This window comes from Pseudomonas sp. Root569 (assembly GCF_001427465.1).
Lineage (GTDB): Bacteria > Pseudomonadota > Gammaproteobacteria > Pseudomonadales > Pseudomonadaceae > Aquipseudomonas > Aquipseudomonas synxantha.
In genome coordinates, this window is sequence record NZ_LMGQ01000027.1 from 267,579 (window position 1) to 287,331 (window position 19,753).

General features: G+C 60.4%; 23 protein-coding genes. 13 read left to right on the forward strand and 10 right to left on the reverse strand.

Annotated features, from left to right (window positions below):
• Positions 1-30: 30 nt before the first annotated feature.
• Both ASD70_RS24755 and def read left to right on the forward strand, forming a co-directional pair.
• Positions 31-990 carry a YihY/virulence factor BrkB family protein gene (locus ASD70_RS24755; RefSeq protein WP_046069245.1) on the forward strand — a complete coding sequence of 320 codons (960 nt, stop codon included), beginning with the start codon at positions 31-33 and terminating at the stop codon, positions 988-990.
• Positions 987-1,526: a peptide deformylase gene (gene def, locus ASD70_RS24760; RefSeq protein WP_046069244.1), complete on the forward strand. Its 540-nt coding sequence runs from the start codon at positions 987-989 to the stop codon at positions 1,524-1,526. Before ASD70_RS24755 ends, def begins: the two co-directional genes overlap by 4 nt.
• A gap of 84 nt (positions 1,527-1,610) precedes the next feature.
• Here def and ASD70_RS24765 read toward each other — a convergent pair whose 3' ends face one another.
• Complete coding sequence (locus ASD70_RS24765; RefSeq protein ID WP_056847662.1) at positions 1,611-2,024, reverse strand: GNAT family N-acetyltransferase; 414 nt, start codon at positions 2,022-2,024, stop codon at positions 1,611-1,613.
• Between the two features lie 302 nt (positions 2,025-2,326).
• On the opposite strand from ASD70_RS24765, the gene ASD70_RS24770 reads away from it, so the two are divergent.
• The 4 genes from ASD70_RS24770 (at position 2,327) to ASD70_RS24785 (ending at position 5,678) form a co-directional block, all read left to right on the forward strand.
• A complete protein-coding gene (locus ASD70_RS24770) occupies positions 2,327-3,256 on the forward strand; it encodes a fatty acid desaturase (protein WP_056847663.1) in 930 nt (309 codons plus the stop codon).
• A gap of 9 nt (positions 3,257-3,265) precedes the next feature.
• Positions 3,266-4,057 carry a phosphate/phosphite/phosphonate ABC transporter substrate-binding protein gene (locus ASD70_RS24775; protein WP_046069241.1) on the forward strand — a complete coding sequence of 264 codons (792 nt, stop codon included), beginning with the start codon at positions 3,266-3,268 and terminating at the stop codon, positions 4,055-4,057.
• Between the two features lie 108 nt (positions 4,058-4,165).
• Positions 4,166-4,675, forward strand: coding sequence for a sigma-70 family RNA polymerase sigma factor (locus ASD70_RS24780; RefSeq protein ID WP_046069240.1), 510 nt, complete (start codon positions 4,166-4,168; stop codon positions 4,673-4,675).
• 61 nt (positions 4,676-4,736) lie between these two features.
• The gene (locus ASD70_RS24785; RefSeq protein WP_046069239.1) at positions 4,737-5,678 is read left to right on the forward strand and encodes an aliphatic sulfonate ABC transporter substrate-binding protein; all 942 of its coding nucleotides are present in this window, start codon (positions 4,737-4,739) and stop codon (positions 5,676-5,678) included.
• 40 nt (positions 5,679-5,718) lie between these two features.
• Here the strand turns inward: ASD70_RS24785 and ASD70_RS24790 are convergent, their stop codons facing one another.
• The 5 genes from ASD70_RS24790 to ASD70_RS24810 form a co-directional block, all read right to left on the reverse strand.
• A complete protein-coding gene (locus ASD70_RS24790; protein ID WP_056847664.1) occupies positions 5,719-6,216 on the reverse strand; it encodes a hypothetical protein in 498 nt (165 codons plus the stop codon).
• 134 nt (positions 6,217-6,350) lie between these two features.
• Complete coding sequence (locus ASD70_RS24795) at positions 6,351-7,760, reverse strand: MFS transporter (protein WP_056847665.1); 1,410 nt, start codon at positions 7,758-7,760, stop codon at positions 6,351-6,353.
• 9 nt (positions 7,761-7,769) lie between these two features.
• Complete coding sequence (locus ASD70_RS24800) at positions 7,770-8,507, reverse strand: NAD-dependent epimerase/dehydratase family protein (RefSeq protein ID WP_046069236.1); 738 nt, start codon at positions 8,505-8,507, stop codon at positions 7,770-7,772.
• 15 nt (positions 8,508-8,522) lie between these two features.
• Complete coding sequence (locus ASD70_RS24805) at positions 8,523-9,155, reverse strand: glutathione S-transferase family protein (RefSeq protein ID WP_046069235.1); 633 nt, start codon at positions 9,153-9,155, stop codon at positions 8,523-8,525.
• 358 nt (positions 9,156-9,513) lie between these two features.
• On the reverse strand, positions 9,514-10,545 hold the full coding sequence (locus ASD70_RS24810; protein ID WP_162252763.1) for a LacI family DNA-binding transcriptional regulator: 1,032 nt from the start codon (positions 10,543-10,545) through the stop codon (positions 9,514-9,516).
• Between the two features lie 212 nt (positions 10,546-10,757).
• Between ASD70_RS24810 and ASD70_RS24815 the strand changes: the two genes are divergently transcribed.
• Both ASD70_RS24815 and ASD70_RS24820 read left to right on the forward strand, forming a co-directional pair.
• Positions 10,758-11,291 carry a gluconokinase gene (locus ASD70_RS24815; RefSeq protein WP_043051282.1) on the forward strand — a complete coding sequence of 178 codons (534 nt, stop codon included), beginning with the start codon at positions 10,758-10,760 and terminating at the stop codon, positions 11,289-11,291.
• 84 nt (positions 11,292-11,375) lie between these two features.
• Positions 11,376-12,728: a GntP family permease gene (locus tag ASD70_RS24820; RefSeq protein ID WP_034115677.1), complete on the forward strand. Its 1,353-nt coding sequence runs from the start codon at positions 11,376-11,378 to the stop codon at positions 12,726-12,728.
• Positions 12,729-12,866: 138 nt separating this feature from the next.
• On the opposite strand, the gene alaC is transcribed toward ASD70_RS24820, so the two are convergent.
• A complete protein-coding gene (gene alaC, locus ASD70_RS24825; RefSeq protein ID WP_046069233.1) occupies positions 12,867-14,084 on the reverse strand; it encodes an alanine transaminase in 1,218 nt (405 codons plus the stop codon).
• A gap of 197 nt (positions 14,085-14,281) precedes the next feature.
• Between alaC and ASD70_RS24830 the strand changes: the two genes are divergently transcribed.
• A complete protein-coding gene (locus ASD70_RS24830; RefSeq protein WP_056847666.1) occupies positions 14,282-14,764 on the forward strand; it encodes a GyrI-like domain-containing protein in 483 nt (160 codons plus the stop codon).
• A gap of 64 nt (positions 14,765-14,828) precedes the next feature.
• On the opposite strand, the gene ASD70_RS24835 is transcribed toward ASD70_RS24830, so the two are convergent.
• Positions 14,829-15,320: a GNAT family N-acetyltransferase gene (locus tag ASD70_RS24835; RefSeq protein ID WP_046069231.1), complete on the reverse strand. Its 492-nt coding sequence runs from the start codon at positions 15,318-15,320 to the stop codon at positions 14,829-14,831.
• 144 nt (positions 15,321-15,464) lie between these two features.
• Here ASD70_RS24835 and ASD70_RS24840 point away from each other — a divergent pair, with 144 nt between their 5' ends.
• Genes ASD70_RS24840 through ASD70_RS24850 form a run of 3 tightly spaced genes read left to right on the forward strand, consistent with a single transcriptional unit; the run spans position 15,465 to position 17,503 of the window.
• A complete protein-coding gene (locus ASD70_RS24840) occupies positions 15,465-15,884 on the forward strand; it encodes a YybH family protein (RefSeq protein ID WP_056847667.1) in 420 nt (139 codons plus the stop codon).
• 42 nt (positions 15,885-15,926) lie between these two features.
• Entirely contained in the window at positions 15,927-16,274 is a 348-nt protein-coding gene (locus ASD70_RS24845) for a YciI family protein (protein ID WP_046069229.1), read from the forward strand.
• The gene (locus ASD70_RS24850; protein WP_056847668.1) at positions 16,274-17,503 is read left to right on the forward strand and encodes an RNA polymerase sigma factor; all 1,230 of its coding nucleotides are present in this window, start codon (positions 16,274-16,276) and stop codon (positions 17,501-17,503) included. The genes ASD70_RS24845 and ASD70_RS24850 overlap by 1 nt, the downstream gene beginning before the upstream one ends.
• Positions 17,504-17,543: 40 nt before the next feature.
• On the opposite strand, the gene ASD70_RS24855 is transcribed toward ASD70_RS24850, so the two are convergent.
• Positions 17,544-18,398, reverse strand: coding sequence for a LysR family transcriptional regulator (locus ASD70_RS24855; RefSeq protein WP_056847669.1), 855 nt, complete (start codon positions 18,396-18,398; stop codon positions 17,544-17,546).
• Positions 18,399-18,486: 88 nt separating this feature from the next.
• Here ASD70_RS24855 and ASD70_RS24860 point away from each other — a divergent pair, with 88 nt between their 5' ends.
• The gene (locus ASD70_RS24860) at positions 18,487-18,924 is read left to right on the forward strand and encodes a multidrug/biocide efflux PACE transporter (protein WP_046069226.1); all 438 of its coding nucleotides are present in this window, start codon (positions 18,487-18,489) and stop codon (positions 18,922-18,924) included.
• Between the two features lie 10 nt (positions 18,925-18,934).
• On the opposite strand, the gene ASD70_RS24865 is transcribed toward ASD70_RS24860, so the two are convergent.
• On the reverse strand, positions 18,935-19,693 hold the full coding sequence (locus ASD70_RS24865; protein WP_056847670.1) for an SDR family NAD(P)-dependent oxidoreductase: 759 nt from the start codon (positions 19,691-19,693) through the stop codon (positions 18,935-18,937).
• Positions 19,694-19,753 lie beyond the last annotated feature (60 nt).

The following is a 19,753-nucleotide window of genomic DNA, read 5'->3' on the forward strand; positions in this document are numbered from 1 at the left end:
CTCAACCTCTTTGCGGCGAAAGGAGACGCTATGATTTTTCCGGTACTCGAAGGTCTCAAGCTGCACAAGGTGCTGGTACGCACCGTCAAGGAATTCGTCGATGACGAGATGCCTACCTACGCCTCGGCACTGGCTTACCAGATGCTGTTCTCACTGTTTCCCTTCCTGCTGTTCCTCATTGCCCTGATCGGTTTCCTGCACCTGCCGGACTTCTTTACCTGGCTGCGACTGCAATCGGAACTGGTGTTGCCTCCCCAGGCGCTGGAGCAGGTCAACCCGGTGATCGACCAGTTGCAGCAGTCCAAGGGCGGCCTGCTCTCGGTGGGTATTGTCATCGCGCTGTGGACCGCCTCTGCGGGCGTACGCCTGATGATGAGTGCGATGAACGCGGCCTACGACGTGGTCGAGGGGCGGCCGATCTGGAAGCGCTTCCCCCTGTCGATTTTCTACACCGTGGGTATCGCCGGCATGTTGCTGGCCGCCGCGGCGTTGATGGTGCTTGGCCCGCAGGTCATGGAATGGCTCGCCGGGCAGATCGGCATGCAGGAATTCGTGGTCACCTTGTGGACTATTCTGCGCTGGCCGTTGATCGTGATCCTGCTGATGTTCGCCGTGGCGCTTATGTACTACGTGATGCCTGACGTGGAGCAGAAGTTTCGCTTTATCACTCCAGGCTCGGTATTGGCCGTGGTGGTGTGGATCGTGGCTTCCCTTGGCTTTGGCTATTACGTCAAGACATTCGCCGACTACAACGCCATGTATGGCAGTATCGGCGCGATTATCGTCCTGCTCCTGTACTTCTATATTTCCGCCGCCGTGTTGCTGCTGGGCGCGGAGATGAATGCCGTGATCGAACACATGTCCGCCGAAGGCAAGGAGCCCGGTGAAAAGGAATTCGACGAACCCAGTGACACCAGTGAAAAACAGCACGTCTCGGGCCTAGGCCGGGACCACTCCAAGCCCACCCCTGATGAAGTGCCAGAGCGATGATCCGTGAAATCCTGAAAATGGGCGACGAGCGCCTGCTGCGTATCGCCTCGCCGGTGCCGCCGGAAATGTTCGACAGCCCGGAGCTGTGGCAACTGATCGACGACATGTTCCAGACCATGGAACATGTAGGTGGAGTTGGCCTGGCCGCGCCGCAGATTGGCGTTGACCTGCAGCTGGTGATCTTTGGTTTCGAAGCCAGCGAGCGCTACCCGGACGCGCCGCCGGTGGCGCAGACCATCCTGATCAACCCGCTGATTACCCCGTTGAGCCCGGTGCTGGAAGAGGGCTACGAAGGTTGCCTGTCTGTGCCGGGTTTACGTGGAGCGGTGGACCGTTACCAGCAAATTCGCTACGAAGGTTTCGATCCCAAAGGCGAACCGATTGTACGATTTGCCGATGGCTTCCACGCGCGAGTGGTACAGCATGAGTGCGATCATTTGATTGGCCGGTTATACCCATCGCGGATCACCGATTTCAGCAAATTCGGGTTTATCGAAGTCATGTTCCCGGAAATGGCCCCAACAGCTGACGAATAAACACCAGGCTACCTGAGATCCCAATGTGGGAGTGGGCGAGTCGAATCGTTGCACCGCCCCTCCCACATTTTTGCCCGGCATCATTCAGATGATTGAGAACCCCATGGCAATCATCGGCTTGTTGCGTTTGTAGCGCACCAAGCGCTCACTGAGCGATTGCGGCAATACCGTTTCCTGGCTGAACCCCATACGCTGATACAGCCCCTCCAGATCCGGATGGCACAGCAGCCACACCGTACCCTCCACTCCGGCTACCGCCTGCTCAATCAAGCGTGCCGCCAACCCCTGGCCGCGATAGGCCGGATCGACAAACACCCCCGTCAGCCACTGCCCACCCACCACCGGGCTCAAGCACAAACCGGCCACGATCTCGCTGTCGCGTGCCACCCACAAGCGTCCACCCTTGAGGGCCTTCATCGAGGAATTGTGGCTGCGGTAAAACTTGTTCAACAGTGGCCACAGGGGCTCTGCCAGCGGTTCGATGTGCAATTCGGGCATGGTCTTCTGGCCAGCATTATCAAGGGCCGGGGATTATAAGCGCCTTCTGTCGGGCAATAGGTGGTATACCCAGTGCTACATCCCCTTTCAGTTGAGCATGCATCATGGCCAAAGGTATGGATTCAAAGAAAGCCGCGAAGAAAAAGCCGGCAAAGACCGCCGATGAAAAACGCGCGGACAAGAAAGCCAAGAAGTCCGAGACCGGCCTGTTCGGTCACTGAGTTACAAGCTTAGAACCAAAGGATCTGCAAGATTTGCGCGCTTCGCGGCACAGAGTGGGAAACACCTGCTCTGAGCTGCCGATGGCCAACTACCTTGACCTGACCCACCGCCGGGAAATCCAGGCCCTGGCTGCAAGTTTTACCGCGAAGACCGAATGGCCCACCTGGCTGTTGTTGCTCGGCGTGTATATCGGCTGGTTCGGTGTGTTGCTTGCCAGCCACTGGCTGGGCCTGTGGTGCAGCACTCTGTTGCTGATCCCGTTGGTGACCCTTTGGCTGTCGCTGCAACACGAGTTGCTGCACGGCCATCCCACCCGTTTCCCGTTGGTGAACAAACTGCTCGGCTACGCGCCGTTTGCCGTGTGGTACCCCTACACCCTGTACCGCGACAGCCACCTGTTGCATCACCACGACGAAGACCTGACCCTGCCCGGCATCGACCCCGAAAGCCGCTACCTTAACCAACAGCAGTGGGACGCCAGCTCGCGCTTGCAACGCAGCGTGCATTGGTTGACCAAGACGGTAGTCGGTCGCTTGCTGCTGGCGGCACCCTTGGCCATCAGCCGGTTGGTGCACGATCAATGGCAACGCCTGCCAGAGGTTTGGCCGATGTGGTTGGCCCACGGCGTCGTGACCCTGTTGATGCTGGGGTTTATCACCCATTACAGCGTTCTGCCGGTGTGGCATTACCTGCTGCTGGTCAGCGTACCGGCCATGTCCTTGGCGTCGATCCGTTCCTACTATGAACACCGCCCGCATCTCCGGCCGGAACAACGCACGGTGCTCAACGAAGCGTCCTGGCCCTGGCGTTGGTTGTTCCTCAACAACAATCTGCACCTGGTGCACCACGACCTGCCCAAACTTCCCTGGTACCTGCTACCCACGGTATATCGCGCCCGTCGCGAGCAATGGCTGGCGCGTAGCGGTGGGTTCCTGGTGCAGGGCTACGGCCAGTTGATCAGTCGCCACGGCCTCAAGGCCATCGACAGCCCTCGGCACCCTTTTGCCTGAGATATGCCCATGAGTAAGCACTACGCCGAGTTGCGCATGTATGTCGCGCCGGAGCCCATCGAGCGGGCCAATCAACAGTGGCTTGCGCGCATCCTTGAACGCCTGGGCCTGCGTCGTCTCAACGCCGACCACCTCGACTTGCCGAGCCTGTGGCTGGCGCCTGAATTGCTGGTCGCCCAAACCTGCGGCTACCCGCTGATGACCCAACTGCGCGGCCAGGTACGCGTTATCGGTCGCCCCCGCTACGAGCTACCCCATAGCAGCAATGGCGAACACTGCAGCCTGTTGCTGAGCCGCGCTGACAACCCACGTACTATGCTGGCGCAGTTTTACAACAGCCGCGGGGTGATCAACGGCCACGACTCCAACAGTGGCATGAACCTACTGCGCCACTGCCTGGCACCGTTGCAGCGCGATGGGCGTTTCTTCGCCAGCATCGCCATCAGCGGCGCCCACCGTGAGAGCCTGCGCTGGCTGCGCGAAGACCGCGCTGACCTCGCCGCCATCGACAGCATTACCTATGACTACCTGGCGCGTTTCGCGCCCGAAGAGGTCGCGGGTTTGCGCATCGTTACCCGCAGCGCGTCGAGCCCGACCTTGCCCTATATCGGCCCGCTGGGCTTGAGCGATGTGCAGCAGGAGCAGGTTCGCGAAGCCATGAACCTGGCGTTGCAAGACCTGCCGCAGGTGGTGCAAACCCTCGGTGTGCAAGCCGTGCTCCCCGCCAGCGAGGACGACTATCAGGTGTTGTTGGATTACCAACGGCAAGCCGCAAGCCTTGGTTACACGAATATTCAATAAAGATATATTAAAATGCATTTTTAATATTATTAAAGAATAAGCGGCTTTGCTAGGATCGCTCCACCGGAACACCGGACATAACGCGCAACCTACTCGACAGGAGCCACTATGTCCGGCGCCGACACCTCTCACCGCGACTACGTGGGCGCACTGTTCCGCAGCCATTACGCCTGGCTGTGCAGCCGCCTGTATCGTCAACTCGATTCCCGTGCACACGCCGAAGACATCGCCGCCGACACCTTTGTCCAGCTCCTGAGCGCACTCGACGTCGCCCCGATCCGCCAGCCTCGCGCCTTGCTCACTACCATTGCCCAGCGCCTGATGTATCAGCTATGGCGGCGACGTGACCTGGAGCGCGCCTATCTCGATGTCCTGGATAACGATGAAGCCTTCAGCGTGCCGTCCCCCGAAAACCTGGCCCAGACGTGCGAGGCGCTGAAAGTCGTCGACCAGTGGCTCGACGGCCTGCCGGCCAAGGTCAGGGCGACGTTCCTGTTGTCCCGACTCAATGGCCTGACGTATCCCGCGATCGCCGCCGAATTGGGAATTTCCCCGCGCTCGGTCAGTGATTACATGGCCCGCGCGCTTAACGGTCGCCTGCGGTTGCGCCTGGAATGAACACCACGCCTGACTCACTGCACACGGCCAACTCGCCCACGATCACGACCATGAGGCAACCATGAAAAAACTGAAAAACCTGCTAGGTGGTTCACTGCTGGCGCTCACCGTCCTGGCCCAGCCTGCGCTCGCCGCCGAACCTCCCACCCTGCGAATCGGCTACCAGAAAAGTTCGGTAAGCATGGTGCTCGCCCGCGAGCACAAGCTATTCGAAGCCGCGCTGCCCGGCACCCAGGTGCAATGGACCGAATTCCTCGGCGGCCCGCCGTTGATCGAGGCGCTCAATGCGGGCAGCCTGGATATCGGCAATATCGGCGACATCCCGCCGATCTTTGCCCAGGCGGCTGGCATCGACTTGCAGTACTTTGCCGTCGAGCCCAACGACGGCAAGACCGAAGCCGTGCTGGTCCCCAAGGCCAGCACGGTGCAGAACGTCGCCGAGCTCAAGGGCAAGCGCGTGGCGTTGCTCAAGGGGTCCAGCGCGCACAACCTGTTCCTCAAGAGCCTGCTGCGCGCCGGCTTGCAATGGAAGGACGTTAACGTGGTGTACCTTTCACCTTCCGACGGCCGTGCTGCCTTCGAACAAGGCAAGGTCGATGCCTGGGTGATTTGGGACCCGTACTACTCGGCCGCGGTGGTCGACGGCTCCGCTCGCGTGCTGGGTGATGGTCAGGGTCTTAACCCGGCTGGCAGTTTCTTTGTGGTCAACGGCCCGTTCGCCCAGCAACATCCCCAGGCCATTGCCACCATTATCCAGACCCTCGGCAAGGCGCAGCGACTATCACTCGACCAACCCGATGAAAGCATTGCATTGATGGCCGGCACCCTTGGCCTGCCACCGGCGGTGGTCAAAAGCTACTTCGAGCATCGCTCGCCCGCGCCGATCCGTCCTTTGCAGGCGATCGACGTCGCCAATCAGCAGCGCACGGCGGACCTGTTTTTTGCCAACGGCCTGATCCCGAAAAAGGTCGATGTGCAGCAAGTCGTCTTAAAGCCCCAATAGCGCCTACAAGTCGGCATCAGGTCATGGATTCCCTGGGCGACTAGATCGCAGCCAGGGTCTCTTTCACCGTCTGCGCCTGTGGGTCAGCCGTCTTTGCTGCAACCTGCTGCTGTTGCTGTTGCTGGAGCCGCTCGGACACTGCCTTGGCAAAGGCATTTTGCTCTTCCACCGGCAGGGCGTTCAGTTGCTCCAGTGTCAGGCCGCGTTCTTTGAGCAACTGATCGCGAATGCGCTCGGCCGGGGTCTTGGTCATGTAATCGGTGAACTCACTGCGTGCTGAACCGGCGACACTGGTGGCCGGCACATCGCTGTTCGGCGCAGTGGCTTGCAGCTGCACACGGGTCTTGGCAAACGCTTCGTCAATGCGATCGCTGGCCTTGTCCAGTTCCTTCTGCGCAACTGGCACTGTGATGTTCTGCTGCGCAGTCTGAAGGGCACCACTGTACAACGCGCTGGCGGCGGCGTTGGCGGGGTCCATGTCGGGTCGCTTGATCTGTTGGACGGTCGACATGGCTTGGGTGTTGTTGTTAACCAGCATGATCGGTCACCTGTGCAAATGGTCGGTGCCACAGCTGGAGCAAATAGCGTGCCGTGTGTGCAAACCTCAATATTTACTGAGAATGGCTTGGCTGCCGCGGCAAGCATGCTGCCGCTGGCGGCCAAGCATTGCCGTCAGTGGGCGATATTTTCCAGCGCCAGGTTACGCGTACGCGGCCCGAACCAGCTGATGGTGATCATCACGATCAGCATGCTGCTGGCGATAAACGCCAACACCCCTGGCGTGCCCAGGTGTTCGAGAATAAAGCCGATCAACAGGCTGCTGAACACCGTAGATAGGCGGCTGAACGAATAGCAGAACCCCACGGCCCGTGCGCGGATATTGGTGGGGAACAATTCGCTCTGGTACGAGTGATAACTGAAGCTCAGCCAGGCATTGCAGAAGGTGATCATCACCCCGCAGGACACCAGCCCCAATGCGCTGGTTTGCAGGGCGAACAGGCTGCCGAAGATCATCGCGCCCATGGCGGAACCGACGATCTGCCATTTGTTTTCAAAGCGGTTGGCCACCTTCACAAACAGCAACGGCCCCAGCGGGTAGGCGAGGGTGATGATAAAGGCGTACAGCAAGCTGTGGGTCACGCTGACACCCTGGCCCGACAGCAGCGCCGGCAACCAATTGCCGAAGCCGAAAAAACCGATGGCCTGGAACACATGGAACACGATCAGCATCAAGGCGCGGCGCCGGTACGGTGGTTGCCAGATATCGGCAAAACGCCCGCGGCCTTGAACGCTGACGGCTTCGGGCTCCGGCTCATCCAAGGGCTTGCCGTGATCTTTCAGGCAGCGTGTTTCCAAGTTGTCCATGATCGCACCGGCTTCTTCGAAACGGCCCTTCTGTGCCAGCCAACGCGGCGATTCCGGCAAGCGCTTGCGCAATTGCCAGATAAACAGCGCAAACACCGCGCTGCTCAACACCACCCAGCGCCAGCCGGAGATGCCGAACGGCGCCTGGGGCACCAGCCACCACGACATCAAGGCCACGGCGGGCACCGACAGAAACTGAATGAAAAACGCAAAGGCAAACGCCGAACTGCGCATGCGCTTGGGCACCAGTTCCGAGAGGTAGGCATCGATAGTCACCAGTTCGATGCCCAGGCCGATGCCCACCAGAAAGCGCATGCAGATGATGCCCAGGGCGGAGGTTTGAATACCCATCAGCACCGTGGCGACGGTGTACCAGATCAATGCAAAGGTGAAGATCGCCCGGCGCCCGAAGCGGTCGGCGATGGGGCTGAGCAGGCTGGCACCGAGGAACAGGCCGAGGAAGGTCGCCGAGGCGAACGCGGCCTGGTCCGAGAAGCCAAACACGCCCTGGCTGCCGGTATGAAAAATTCCGTCGCTGATCAGCCCGGGGCTGATATAGGCGGTCTGGAACAGGTCATACAGCTCGAAAAAACCCCCGATAGACAGCAGCGCCACCAGGCGCCAGATGGTGGCCACGGCGGGCAGGCGGTCGATGCGTGCGCTGATATGGGCGGCGCGGAGCGGGTCGAGGCCGTCTTTGGTGGCGTGTGCAGGCATGGTGAAAACTCAGTAAGTGACGGGAATTTCGAATACCTGGAACGCGTCGTCCAACGGTTGGTAGCCCAGCACACGCGTGGTCTCGCTCAGGTCCAGGCGCTTGAAGCGGTTGTTGGAAATGCCGTGGGCAATCAGGTGCTTCACGCCGACGGTTTCCACTGAGCGTTGCAACAGCTGCACGGCATCCCGCGGGCTGAGCCACGCGCTGAGGTCGCGAGCGTTGTTCAGGTCGTGGGTTTCGGGGAATTCAAAAGCGCCGATGCGCAGGGCGATGGTCGACAGCGGCGTCTTGGCCGCGTAGTAGCCACACAACGCCTCGCCATAGCATTTGCTCACGCCATACAGGTTGGCGGGCATCACCTGCATGCCGGGGGTGATCTGCCGGTCGACCGGATAGCCTTCGATGGTTTGTGCGCTGCTGGCGAACACCAGGCGCTGCACGCCGGCAGCCACGGCGGCTTCGAAGAGGTAGGTGGTGGCGAGGATGTTGTTGGGCAGCAATTCGTCGAACGAGGCACTGGCGTGGGGGATGCCCGACAGATGCACGATCACGTCGATGCCTTCGAGCAGGGTCGCCAGGCTGGATTTATCGCTGAGGTCGGCGTGTACGAAGCGGTGTCCACCCAGGTCGAAATCCGGCGCGATGCGGTCGGTGAGGGTGAAGCGGTAGCGGTCTTGCGAGGCTTGGAAAAATGTCTTGCCGATTCTGCCGCAGGCGCCGGTGAGTAGTACGTTGAGTCCGTTCACGTGGGGTCCCTGTGCTTAGTTGTGGCCGTCGAGGGCGAAGGTCTTGAAACCGGCGTGCTGGCTGAGCCGCTGATAGTAGGCGGCAATGGCTGGGTAGGGCGGACGCTGCATGGGGGTTGCCTGCCAGCGGTGTACCGAGAGGCCGATCAAAATGTCGGCGAGGGAGAATTCCTCGCCGGCCACATAGGCTCCGGTCTTGGCCAGCTGCTGTTCGAGAATCCCCATCTTGTCGTTCCATACCTGCACCGCGGCGGCGATCTGCGCAGCGTCGAGGCCGTCCGGGTTATTGCGTACCAGGGCGGTAAAGGCATCGCTCCAGGCGCGGTTGAGTTCCGTGGCTTGCCAGTCAATCCACTGCTCGACACGGGCCCGTGGCGCCGGTTCGACAGGCAGCAGGTCGTGGCGTTGGTAAAGGCCGACGAGGTAGCGGCAGATGGTGTTGGACTCCCACAGCACGCCGTGGTCGTCGATCAGCACAGGTATTTGCGCGTTGGGGTTCAGGGCGAGGAATTCGGTGGACTGCGTGGGCTTGAAGCCGATGCCCCAGTCCTCGCGCACATAGTCGATGCCCAGTTCCTGGCAGGTCCACAACACTTTGCGCACGTTGATGGAGGAAGTGCGGCCCAAGATTTTCAGTGAATGTCCCATGGTTCTTCCCTGGCGATGGAAAGTGGTCAATCTAGCAGGGCGCAAGCGGGCATGGTTAAAAAATGTGGGAGGGGGCTTGCTCCCGATAGCGGTGGGTCAGTCAACTTACAGATAGCTGACCCACTGCAATCGGGAGCAAGCCCCCTCCCACATTTGGACCGAGTAAGGTCTCAGCAGCGTGGTGTGTGCTGGTCCATGGCCTTGCCGAGCAGCGAGTTAAACGAGGGTGGCAGCTGTACGCAGGTTAGTAGACCGGTGGACACTCAAAGCCGGCGCACCCGAAAGTGTCCTACGCACAGCCGCCATTAACACAGGCAGACTTCTGATCGTTCCCACGCAGAGCGTGGGAACGAGCGGGTCAGGTGCTCTCCCGCACCTGCAACTCAAACCCCATATCCACCACCGGCTTGGCGATCTTGTTGCCCGCCATGATGGTCAACAAATGCTCCGCCGCCCTGCGGCCAATGGCTTCTCGTGGCGTGCTGATGCTGCTCAGGCGCGGCACCATGAATGACGATGCAGGCAAGTCGTTGAAGCCCAGCACTGCCACGCGTTCAGGCACCTTGATGCCATGGCGCAGGGCTTCGAGCAGGGCGCCCTGGGCCAGGTCGTCGTTACCGAAGAAGATCGCATCCACATCCGGATGCGCTGCCAGCAATTGCAGGAACAGTTCGCCGCCCAGGCCCACTGAGGAGGGGCGGGGTGTCAAAAGCTCCAGCGCCGGGTCGTACATGCCCGCCTGCTGCAAGGCGCGGCGGAAACCTTCACCGCGCAACAACGTGCGCTGATCCAACTGCGCGCCAATGTAGGCCAGGCGCTTACGCCCCCGGGACAGCAAATGCGCCGCCGCCGTCTCGCCTGCTGCCAACTGTGAGAAACCCACGCAGTTCACCCCGGCATTGGGGTCCAGATCCATCATGTACACGCACGGCACATTGCTGGTCTCGACCATTCGTCGCGCGCTTTCGGTGCGGTCGAATCCGGTCAACAGCAACCCCCGTGGCTGGTAAGACATGTAGTTGCGCAGCAGGTTTTCTTCTTCATCACGCGAATAATGAGAGTTGCCGATCAGCACTTCAAAGCCTTTGGGCCGCAGTACTTGATGGATGGCCTCCAGGGTTTCGATAAACAGCAGGTTGGACAGTGACGGCACCAGCACTACCACCGAATGGCTCTGGGCCGAGGCCAGGGCACGGGCAGCGGGGTTGACCACGTAGCTGAGTTCGGCGGCGGCCTGCTGGACTTTTTCCACCAGTTCGGTGGCGACGCTGCTGATACCGCGCAGGGCGCGTGAGGCGGTGATCGGGCTGACCCCGGCCAGCCGTGCAACTTCATTGAGGGTAGGGCGGCCCGTCGTGCGGGTATTTTTATCGTTCTTGGAGGTCATCAGGCGGCTTGCCAAACAAAAATCGAGGCACTAAGGTAGCGCTGTCTCCAAAGGGCTGCAAATTATTGAACCTAGGGTTGCCTGATCCGGTTCGAATGATTGGAGCAGATGCACGCGTCACTCCATAAAAATGACAAGTCGGCGCGGGAAAAGCCTGTTTTTGCACTAGCCTTATGCTGTGCAAAGGTAGCGCTATCTGCGTCCTGAGGTGTTTCATGAGTCAACCTGTTACCGCCCTGGTCATCATGGGTGTTTCCGGCTGTGGCAAGTCCAGCGTCAGCGAAGCCCTGTGCCGCCTGAACGGCGCCACTGCCATTGAAGGCGACAGCTTTCACCCCGCCGCGAACATCGAAAAGATGAGCGCCGGCCACCCCCTTAACGACGACGACCGCGCCGGCTGGCTCGACATCCTGTGCGATGAACTGCGCCGCTCGCTCAAGGCGGGCGAGCATCCGGTGCTCACCTGTTCGGCCCTGAAAAAGAAATACCGCGACCACCTGCGCGAAGCCGCGCCGGGCCTGGGCTTTGTATTCCTGGAGCTGACCCGTGAAGTCGCCGCCGACCGTGTGTCCCACCGGCCCGGCCATTTCATGCCGGCCAGCCTGATCGACAGCCAGTTCGCCACCCTGGAGTCGCCCAAGGGCGAGCCGCTGACCCTGGCGCTCAACGCCAGTGAAGACAGCGTTGAGGAACTGGCCGAGCAGACCAACGCCTGGTGGCTCAAGCACGGCTTTGAACCAACTCATTAATTTTTTGCCGGAAAAGATAGCGCTATCCCCGGCAGGAAATTCAACACCCGCTTTAATAACAACAACAAACAGGAGAGACCCCCCATGTTTGGCATGTCCCACGAGTCTTACCTGCTGCTAGATGCAGTGGTCACTATCATCGGGTTGATCGTTCTGATCACCAAGTTCAAGGTGCACCCGTTCATTGCACTGATCATCGCGGCCGGCTTCCTGGGCCTGACCTCGGGCATGCCCGTGGACAAGATCATCAAGGCATTCCAGGACGGTTTCGGCGGGGTGCTCGGCTTTGTCGGCATCATCCTCGCGCTGGGCACGATGCTCGGCAAGATGATGGCCGAATCCGGCGGTGCCGACCAGATCGCCCAGACCCTGATCCGCGCCTTCGGCAAAGAGAAGGTTCAGTGGGCCATGATGTTCGCCGCGTTCCTGGTGGGCATCCCGCTGTTCTTCGAGATCGGCTTTGTATTGCTGATCCCGCTGGTGTTTATCGTGGCGCGGCGTACCGGTGTGTCGCTGATTAAGATCGGTATCCCGCTGCTCGCCGGCCTCTCGGCGGTGCACGGCCTGGTGCCGCCGCACCCGGGCCCGTTGCTGGCTATTGGCGTGTTCGGTGCGGACATCGGCAAGACCATCCTGTACGGCCTGATTGTTGCGCTGCCGACGGCCATCATCGCCGGCCCGATCTTCGGTACTTTTATCGCCAAGTACATCCCGGGCAACCCGTCCCAGGAGCTGGTCGATCAACTGGCCCGCGAGCCTGAAAACAAAAACCTGCCGAGCTTCAGCATCACCCTGGTCACCGTGCTGCTGCCGGTGTTCCTGATGCTGCTGAAAACCTTCGCCGACATCGCCTTTGCCGAAGGCAATGTGGTGCGCAACTGGATGGACATGATCGGCCACCCGATCACCGCGCTGTTGCTGGCCTTGTTGTTGTCGCTGTACACCTTTGGCCATCGCCAGGGCATCCATTCCAAGCAGATCCTCAAGCTGCTCGACGCCAGTCTTGCGCCGACCGCCGCGATCATCCTGATCATCGGTGCCGGTGGTGGTTTCAAGCAGATGCTGGTCACGAGCGGCGTAGGTGACGTGATCGGTCATATGGCGGTGAACGCGCAGATCAACCCGATCCTGCTAGCATGGCTGGTGGCGGCGGTGATTCGGATTGCCACGGGCTCAGCGACCGTCGCGACCATTACCGGCGCGGGCATTGTGGTGCCGGTGGTGGGGATGATCCCGGGGGTTAACCGCGAGTTGCTGGTGCTGGCGACGGGGGCGGGGTCGTTGATCCTGTCGCACGTCAACGATGCCGGGTTCTGGCTGGTCAAGCAGTACTTCAACATGACCGTGGCCGAGACGTTCAAGACCTGGACGGCGATGGAGACCATTCTGTCGATCGTGGCGCTGATCTTCATCATGTTGCTGTCGTTGGTGGTGTAAGCCACACCGCACAGTCTGGGGTGAAAACCCAATCAAATGTGGGAGGGGGCTTGCTCCCGATGGCGGTGGATCAGTCACCAGATGTATCGACTGAACCACTGCTATCGGGAGCAAGCCCCCTCCCACATTTTGACCGAGTTAGACGCTGGCTTTGGGTACTAGCCCATCCGCCCTGAACATGCCACGAATCCCCCGCACTGCCTGGCGGATCCGGTCCTGGTTTTCGATCAGCGCAAAGCGCACGTGATCATCGCCATACTCGCCAAAGCCAATCCCAGGCGATACACACACCTTGGCCTCCAGCAGCAGTTTCTTGGCAAATTCCAGCGAGCCCATGGCGGCGTACTGCTCGGGAATCTTCGCCCAGACATACATCGACGCCTTCGGGTTCTCCACCATCCAGCCCAGTTCATGCAGCCCCTTGACCAGCACATTGCGGCGCTGGCGATACTGTTCGGCGATGTCCTTGACGCACTGCTGGTCGCCTTCCAGCGCCGCAATCGCCGCCACCTGCAGCGGGGTGAAGGTGCCGTAGTCATGGTAGCTCTTGATCCGCGCCAAGGCGTTGACCAGTTCCGGGTTGCCCACCATGAACCCGATGCGCCATCCGGCCATGTTGTAGCTCTTGGACAGGGTGAAAAACTCCACCGCGATGTCCTTGGCGCCCGGCACTTGCATGATCGACGGGGCTTTCCAGCCGTCGTAGACGATGTCGGCGTAGGCCAGGTCGTGAACCACGAGCACGTCGTACTGTTTGGCCAGGGCGATGACCCGTTCGAAGAAATCCAGCTCCACGCACTGCGCGGTGGGGTTGGACGGGAAACCGAGGATCATCATCTTCGGCTTGGGGATCGAGCCACGAATCGCCCGTTCCAGCTCATCGAAGAAGTCCACGCCCGGCACCAGCGGCACCGAACGTACCTGGGCGCCGGCAATCACGGCACCGTAGATATGAATCGGGTAGCTGGGGTTGGGCACCAACACGGTGTCGCCCTGGTCCAGGGTGGCCAGCATCAGGTGCGCCAGACCCTCTTTGGAACCGATGGTGACGATGGCTTCCGACTCGGGGTCGATATCCACTTCATAACGGTCCTTGTACCAGCGCGAAATCGCCCGGCGCAGGCGCGGGATGCCTTTGGAGGTGGAGTAGCCGTGGGTGTCTTCACGCTGGGCGACGGTGACCATTTTTTCCACAATGTGCGGTGGCGTGGCGCCGTCGGGGTTACCCATGCTCAAGTCGATGATGTCTTCGCCGCGCCGACGCGCAGCCATCTTCAGCTCGGCAGTGATATTGAAAACGTAAGGGGGGAGTCGATCTATGCGCGCAAAGCGGCGCGGCGAACCTTGGTCGGCCATTGTTGCCTCGAGAGTACGTAAGCGCCCGGAACCGTCCGAGCGACGTCGGCCACTGCGGTGGCCTGCGGGGCAGACAATACGGGCGATGATGGCGTGTTGTCCAGATGGCGCGGGAAAAAATTGTACATGGAGCGCGACCGGGATATGCCCCTATACTCGATGCGGGTTTGTTCCCTCATAAGAAGGAGACTGTTCGTATGGATCAGCAGACAAAACAACCGTTGGAGCCACGCATGGAAGCCGGCAAAGCCCTGGTGATCGCCGGTGTACAAGGGCGTTATTCGAAGGCCACCGTGGGCGATATCCCCAAGTTATGGGAGTTGTTTGACACGTGCATTAAAGACATCAAGAAGCGCGTTGGCGGCGTGACCTACGGCGTTTGCCACAACCCCCACCACGGCGAGTTTGATTACATGGCCGGGGTAGAAGTCCCAGGCAAGGGCGATGTGCCGAGCAACTTTGAGTTCATCGAAATCCCGCCGCTCAACTATGCGGTGTTCCCGCATTACGGGCCGGTGCAGGCGCTTGAGCAAACCTACGAGCGCATTATGTTCGAATGGCTGCCGCACTCGGGTTACAAGGTGATGGGCGCGGATTTCGAGCGCTATAGCGCAGATTTTGACGCGAGAAAGGGCACGGGAGCGGTGGAGATCTGGTTGCCGGTTGGAGAGCGGGGCTGACGCTCGCCGATGTCATGTAAACACGACAGGCACGCGTCAACGTCGTGTTTGCGTGACATTACCGTTATGAATTGAAGATCCAACTCAACCGGCGCTCATACCCAACCTGTCCCTTGTACGCTTCGCCGCTGTCCACCCATCCAGCCCCCAGATACAGCCCCATTGCCGCCGGGTTGTGCGTGTCCACAGACAACTCCAACCCTTTGATCTGCGGCCACACCTCAAGCGCCAGGGTTGGCAGTGCCTGCAAACACGCCTTGCCGAACCCACGCCCTTGCTGATGCCGATCTACTTGCAACGCATGCAGTGTGGCGCAGTGTTCATCGGCCCAATGGGGCAGGCAGGGTGGGCGCTTGAGTAGGAGAAAGGCCACGGGGATATCATCGGCCAACAGCGCAAAACCTTTGACGCCAGGGCTCGGGTTGACCAGCAGCGTATTGAGGGCGCAATACATATCGCCGCAAAACGGCAGTTGTTCAGGATGAACTTCGATGGCGCTGACTTGCTGTTGTTGCACAGCATTGAGCGCCTCATAGGCAACAAGGCGGGTTTGCATCGGATTATCCGAACGGCTGCAATGAAGGCTGCAGTCTATCGGGTTTGTGGCGGGGTAAATTATTTTTCCATGGCCTGTCGATTTGCCACAAGGCCGTTCGACTAAGGGTGTCTTCCGTGATTTTACAACCCAGGAGTCATCGCCATGAGTACTGCAATCAACACCCTGATCGAGCAATGGAAACAAGCCGTGGTATCCCAGGATATCGACAAGATTGTCAGCTTTTACGCCGACGATATCGTCGCATTCGATGCGGTTGGCGCGCTGCAATTCAAGGGCAGGGAGGCCTATCGTGCACACTGGAAGACGTGCATGGAACATTGCCCGGGCCCAGGCGTTTTTGAGTTTCATGAGTTGCGCATCAACCAGGCCCAGGACAGCGCCTTCGCACACTGGCTGGCGCACTGCGGTGGCACCGGTCCGGATGGTGTACTCAAGACCTGCTGGATGCGCGTCACCGCCGCTTACCAGCGTATCGATGGCCAATGGAAAGTGGTGCATGAGCACTGGTCGACGCCGTTCGATATGCAAAGCGGCACGGCGCTGTTCGACCTGAAACCTTGAGCACTGCGAACTATAGTCAGCAGGCCGAAAACGGAGAACATCATGAAATACCTGTGCCTGATCTACAGCGACGAACAGCTGTTACACACCTCGCCCGACAGCCCCAAGGACCCGGAGTGTCTTGCCTACGCCGAGGCCGTCCAGGCCAGCGGACGCATGCTCGCCGCCGAGCCGCTGCAGCCGGTCAATACTGCCACCACCGTGCGCATGCGCAATGGCAAGGTGTCGATCACCGACGGGCCATTTGCCGAAACCAAGGAGCAGCTCGCCGGCTTCTACCTGATCGAAGCCAGGGACCTCAACGAAGCGCTCCAGGTAGCCGGCGGCATCCCGGCAGCCCGGGTCGGCAGTGTGGAAGTACGCCCCGTACGTGAATTGAAACTAGCTTAATGACGCTCAATGGCCAGGTCGAAGCGGTTTACCGCAGCGAGTCACGGCGTGTGCTTGCAACGCTGATTCGTGTGCTGGGTGATTTCGACCTGGCCGAAGAGGCGCTGCACGAGGCATTTTTCGTCGCCGTGCAGCGCTGGCCCGAGGACGGTGTGCCGGATAATCCACGGGCCTGGCTGGTATCAACCGGTCGCTTCAAAGCCATCGACCGTCTACGTCGCCAGGCGCGGTTTACCCCGTTGCTGCAAGAGCAGGCCGACACACTGGAAGCGGCGCAGTGGAGTGATGAAGACGTGGAAGACGATCGCCTGCGCCTGATCTTCACCTGCTGCCACCCGGCGTTGGCGCCCGATGCCCAGGCGGCGCTGACCTTGCGCGAGATCTGCGACCTGAGTACCGAGGCCATTGCCCACGCGTTTCTCGCCACACCCACCACCATCGCCCAGCGCATCGTGCGTGCCAAGGGCAAGATCCGTGAAGCGAAAATCCCCTATCAAGTGCCGTCCCGTGCCGAGTTGCCCGAGCGCCTGGACAGCGTGCTGCGGGTGATTTACCTGGTGTTCAACGAAGGCTACTCGGCCTCCACAGGCACCGATCTCACCCGTGAAGACTTGACCGCGGAGGCCATTCGCCTGGGCCGCTTGCTGATGGAGTTGCTACCGGAGCCGGAAGTCATGGGCTTGCTGGCGTTGATGTTGCTGCACGAATCGCGCCGCCCGGCACGCACCTCGGCCAATGGTGAATTGGTGCTGTTGGATGCTCAGGATCGTGGGCTGTGGGATACGTCCTTGATGGCTGAAGGCTGCGCATTGGTGGAGCAGGCGCTGACCACGCGACGCTTCGGGCCATATTGCCTGCAAGCAGCGATTGCGGCGGTGCACGCCGAGGCGCCGAGTGCCGAGCAGACTGATTGGCGGCAGATTGTCGGGCTCTACGATGTATTGCTCAGGGCCATGCCATCGCCGGTGGTCGAGTTGAACCGTGCGGTAGCGGTGGCGATGGAACAGGGACCGACGGCTGGATTGACATTGGTGGACAGCATTTTGCAACGCGGTGAGTTGCAGGATTACCACTTGGCGCATTCGGCGCGGGGGGAATTCTGCCGGCAGTTGGGACGGGTTGGAGAGGCCCGTGCAGCTTACGAAAAAGCCCTGTCGCTGACCCAGCAAACCCCGGAAAAACGCTTCCTGGAGCGACGCCTGACCGAACTCAAATCCCCCAGACAATGAAGCTCCAAATGTGGGAGGGGGCTTCATTGTTCTCACTGGCTCATTCGAGCATCTGCCCCAGCAACCAACTCCCCGCCGGCCCCGGCGGATGCTGGCGCGACCACAACGCATCCACCGTCACCGACCGCGGCCAGCCACGCACCCTCAGTTCCTGCAGGCTGCCATTGCCAAAACGTTCCACCAGCCAGCGTGGCAGGGGCGCCCAGCCGAAACCCAACTGCGCCATTTCCATCAGCATCAGGTAACTGGCTGCCGACCAGACCCGCCCGGCAGCGCGATTGTCATAGGGTTTGACGATGCTCGCCAGGCGCAATTCCCGATGCTGTTTCAATGCCTGCTGGTCAACCTTTTCCAGCCTGGCCAAGGCATGCTGGGGGGAAACGAACAGGGCCGTTTCGGTACGTTCCTCGACCGGCGAATGGGTCAAGTCCGGCGGGTACTCCTCCTGCTGCTCGATAAATGCGATTTGCGCTCGGCCACTTTGTACAAGGTCGATCAGGTCATCGCACTCGGCAATCAGCCATTCCAGTTCCAGGTCCGGATAACGTTCGGCAAACGCGATGATGGTGGTTTCGAAGCGCTGCGATTGGTAGGTGTCTGACATGGCGATGGTCAGCTTCGGTTCCAACCCCGTGGCCAATTGGCTCGCCGTCAATTCCAGGCGGCTGCTGGCCTCCAGCACCTGCTCGGCGCGTTGCAGCAGTACATGGCCTGCCGGGGTCAAGGTCGGTTTGCGGCTGCTGCGGTCAAACAGCACTACATCCAAGTCTATCTCAAGGCTGGCCACCGCCGCGCTGACGGTGGACTGGCTCTTGCCCAGCTTGCGCGCCGCGGCGGAAAACGAACCTTGGGTTGCGGCCTGGACGAACGCCTGGAGCACTTCATGGGACGCCATGACTATCGCCTTGATCGATGGTTATTGGTTATGAAGTATCGAGTCGAAGCCTGATCATGGCAACCCTCGTCACTCACGGAGCCGGGTCATGAACCCTACCAAATCCATTACTGAACGTGTTTTACAAGCCCTTGGGTTCGAAGGGCTGGCCTTGTTGATCTGTACGCCGTTGCTGGTGTGGATCACCGGCAGGCCGGCGCTGGAGATGGGCGCCGTGACCCTGGGCATCAGCCTGCTGGCCCTGAGCTGGAACGTTATTTTCAACAGCCTGTTCGACCGCCTCAGAACACGCTTGCAGCTGGCCAACGACGGGTGGACCCGGGTGGTGCACGCGCTGCTGTTCGAAGGCGGCCTGATTCTGATGGCGGTGCCGTTGATTGCCGCCTTGATGAAGATCAGCCTGCTGGAGGCGTTCATACTCGACATCGGCGTGCTGTTGTTCTTCCTGCCGTATACCTATGTGTATCACTGGGGTTATGACGTACTGCGTGAAAAAATCGTCAACAAAACCCCAGTCACCCAATAGGCGCCGCTGCCTACAGGAACATCCCCCCCGACGCCTCGATCCGCTGGCCGGTGATCCAGTTGCTGCCATCGGCCAGCAAGCTCGAAATCGCCCCGCCAATATCGTCCGGCAAGCCGACACGGCCCAGGGCGGTATTGTTGGCGACCATCGTATTCAGATCGGTGTTATCGCGCACTGCGCCGCCGCCGAAGTCAGTGGCAATCGCGCCCGGTGCCAGGGTGTTCACGGTAATACCGCGTGGGCCCAGCTCCTTGGCCTGGTAGCGCGACAGCACTTCAATGGCGCCCTTCATCGACGCGTACGCGGCATAGCCCGGCAGGCTGAACCGCGCCAGGCCGCTGGAAATATTGATGATGCGCCCACCATCGCTGATCAGCGGCAGCAGTTTCTGCGTGAGGAAAAACGGCGCCTTCAAGTGGATCGCCACCAACTGGTCGAACTGTGCTTCGGTGGTCTCGGTAAAGCTGGCGTGGGCACCGATCCCGGCGTTGTTGATCAGGAAGTTGAAGTGATCCTGGGCGAAAACCTCCTTGAGCAGCGCGCCGACCTGGGCGACGAAGCCATCGAAGCCTGCGCTTTGGCTGACGTCCAGTTGCAGCATGGCGGCGCGGCCACCCAATGCCTGCACTTGGGCAATCACCGCTTGGGCTTCGGCCGCTGCGCTGTGGTAAGTGCCGATGATGTCTACGCCTTGCGCAGCCAGGTGCAGTGCGGCGCTTTTGCCCAGGCCGCGGCTGGCGCCGGTAATAAGTGCGATTTTACGGGTCATGGTGCAGTCCTCAGGTGGGGTCAGTGGGACTGAGTGTATTTGTCCGGCCATAACGTGATA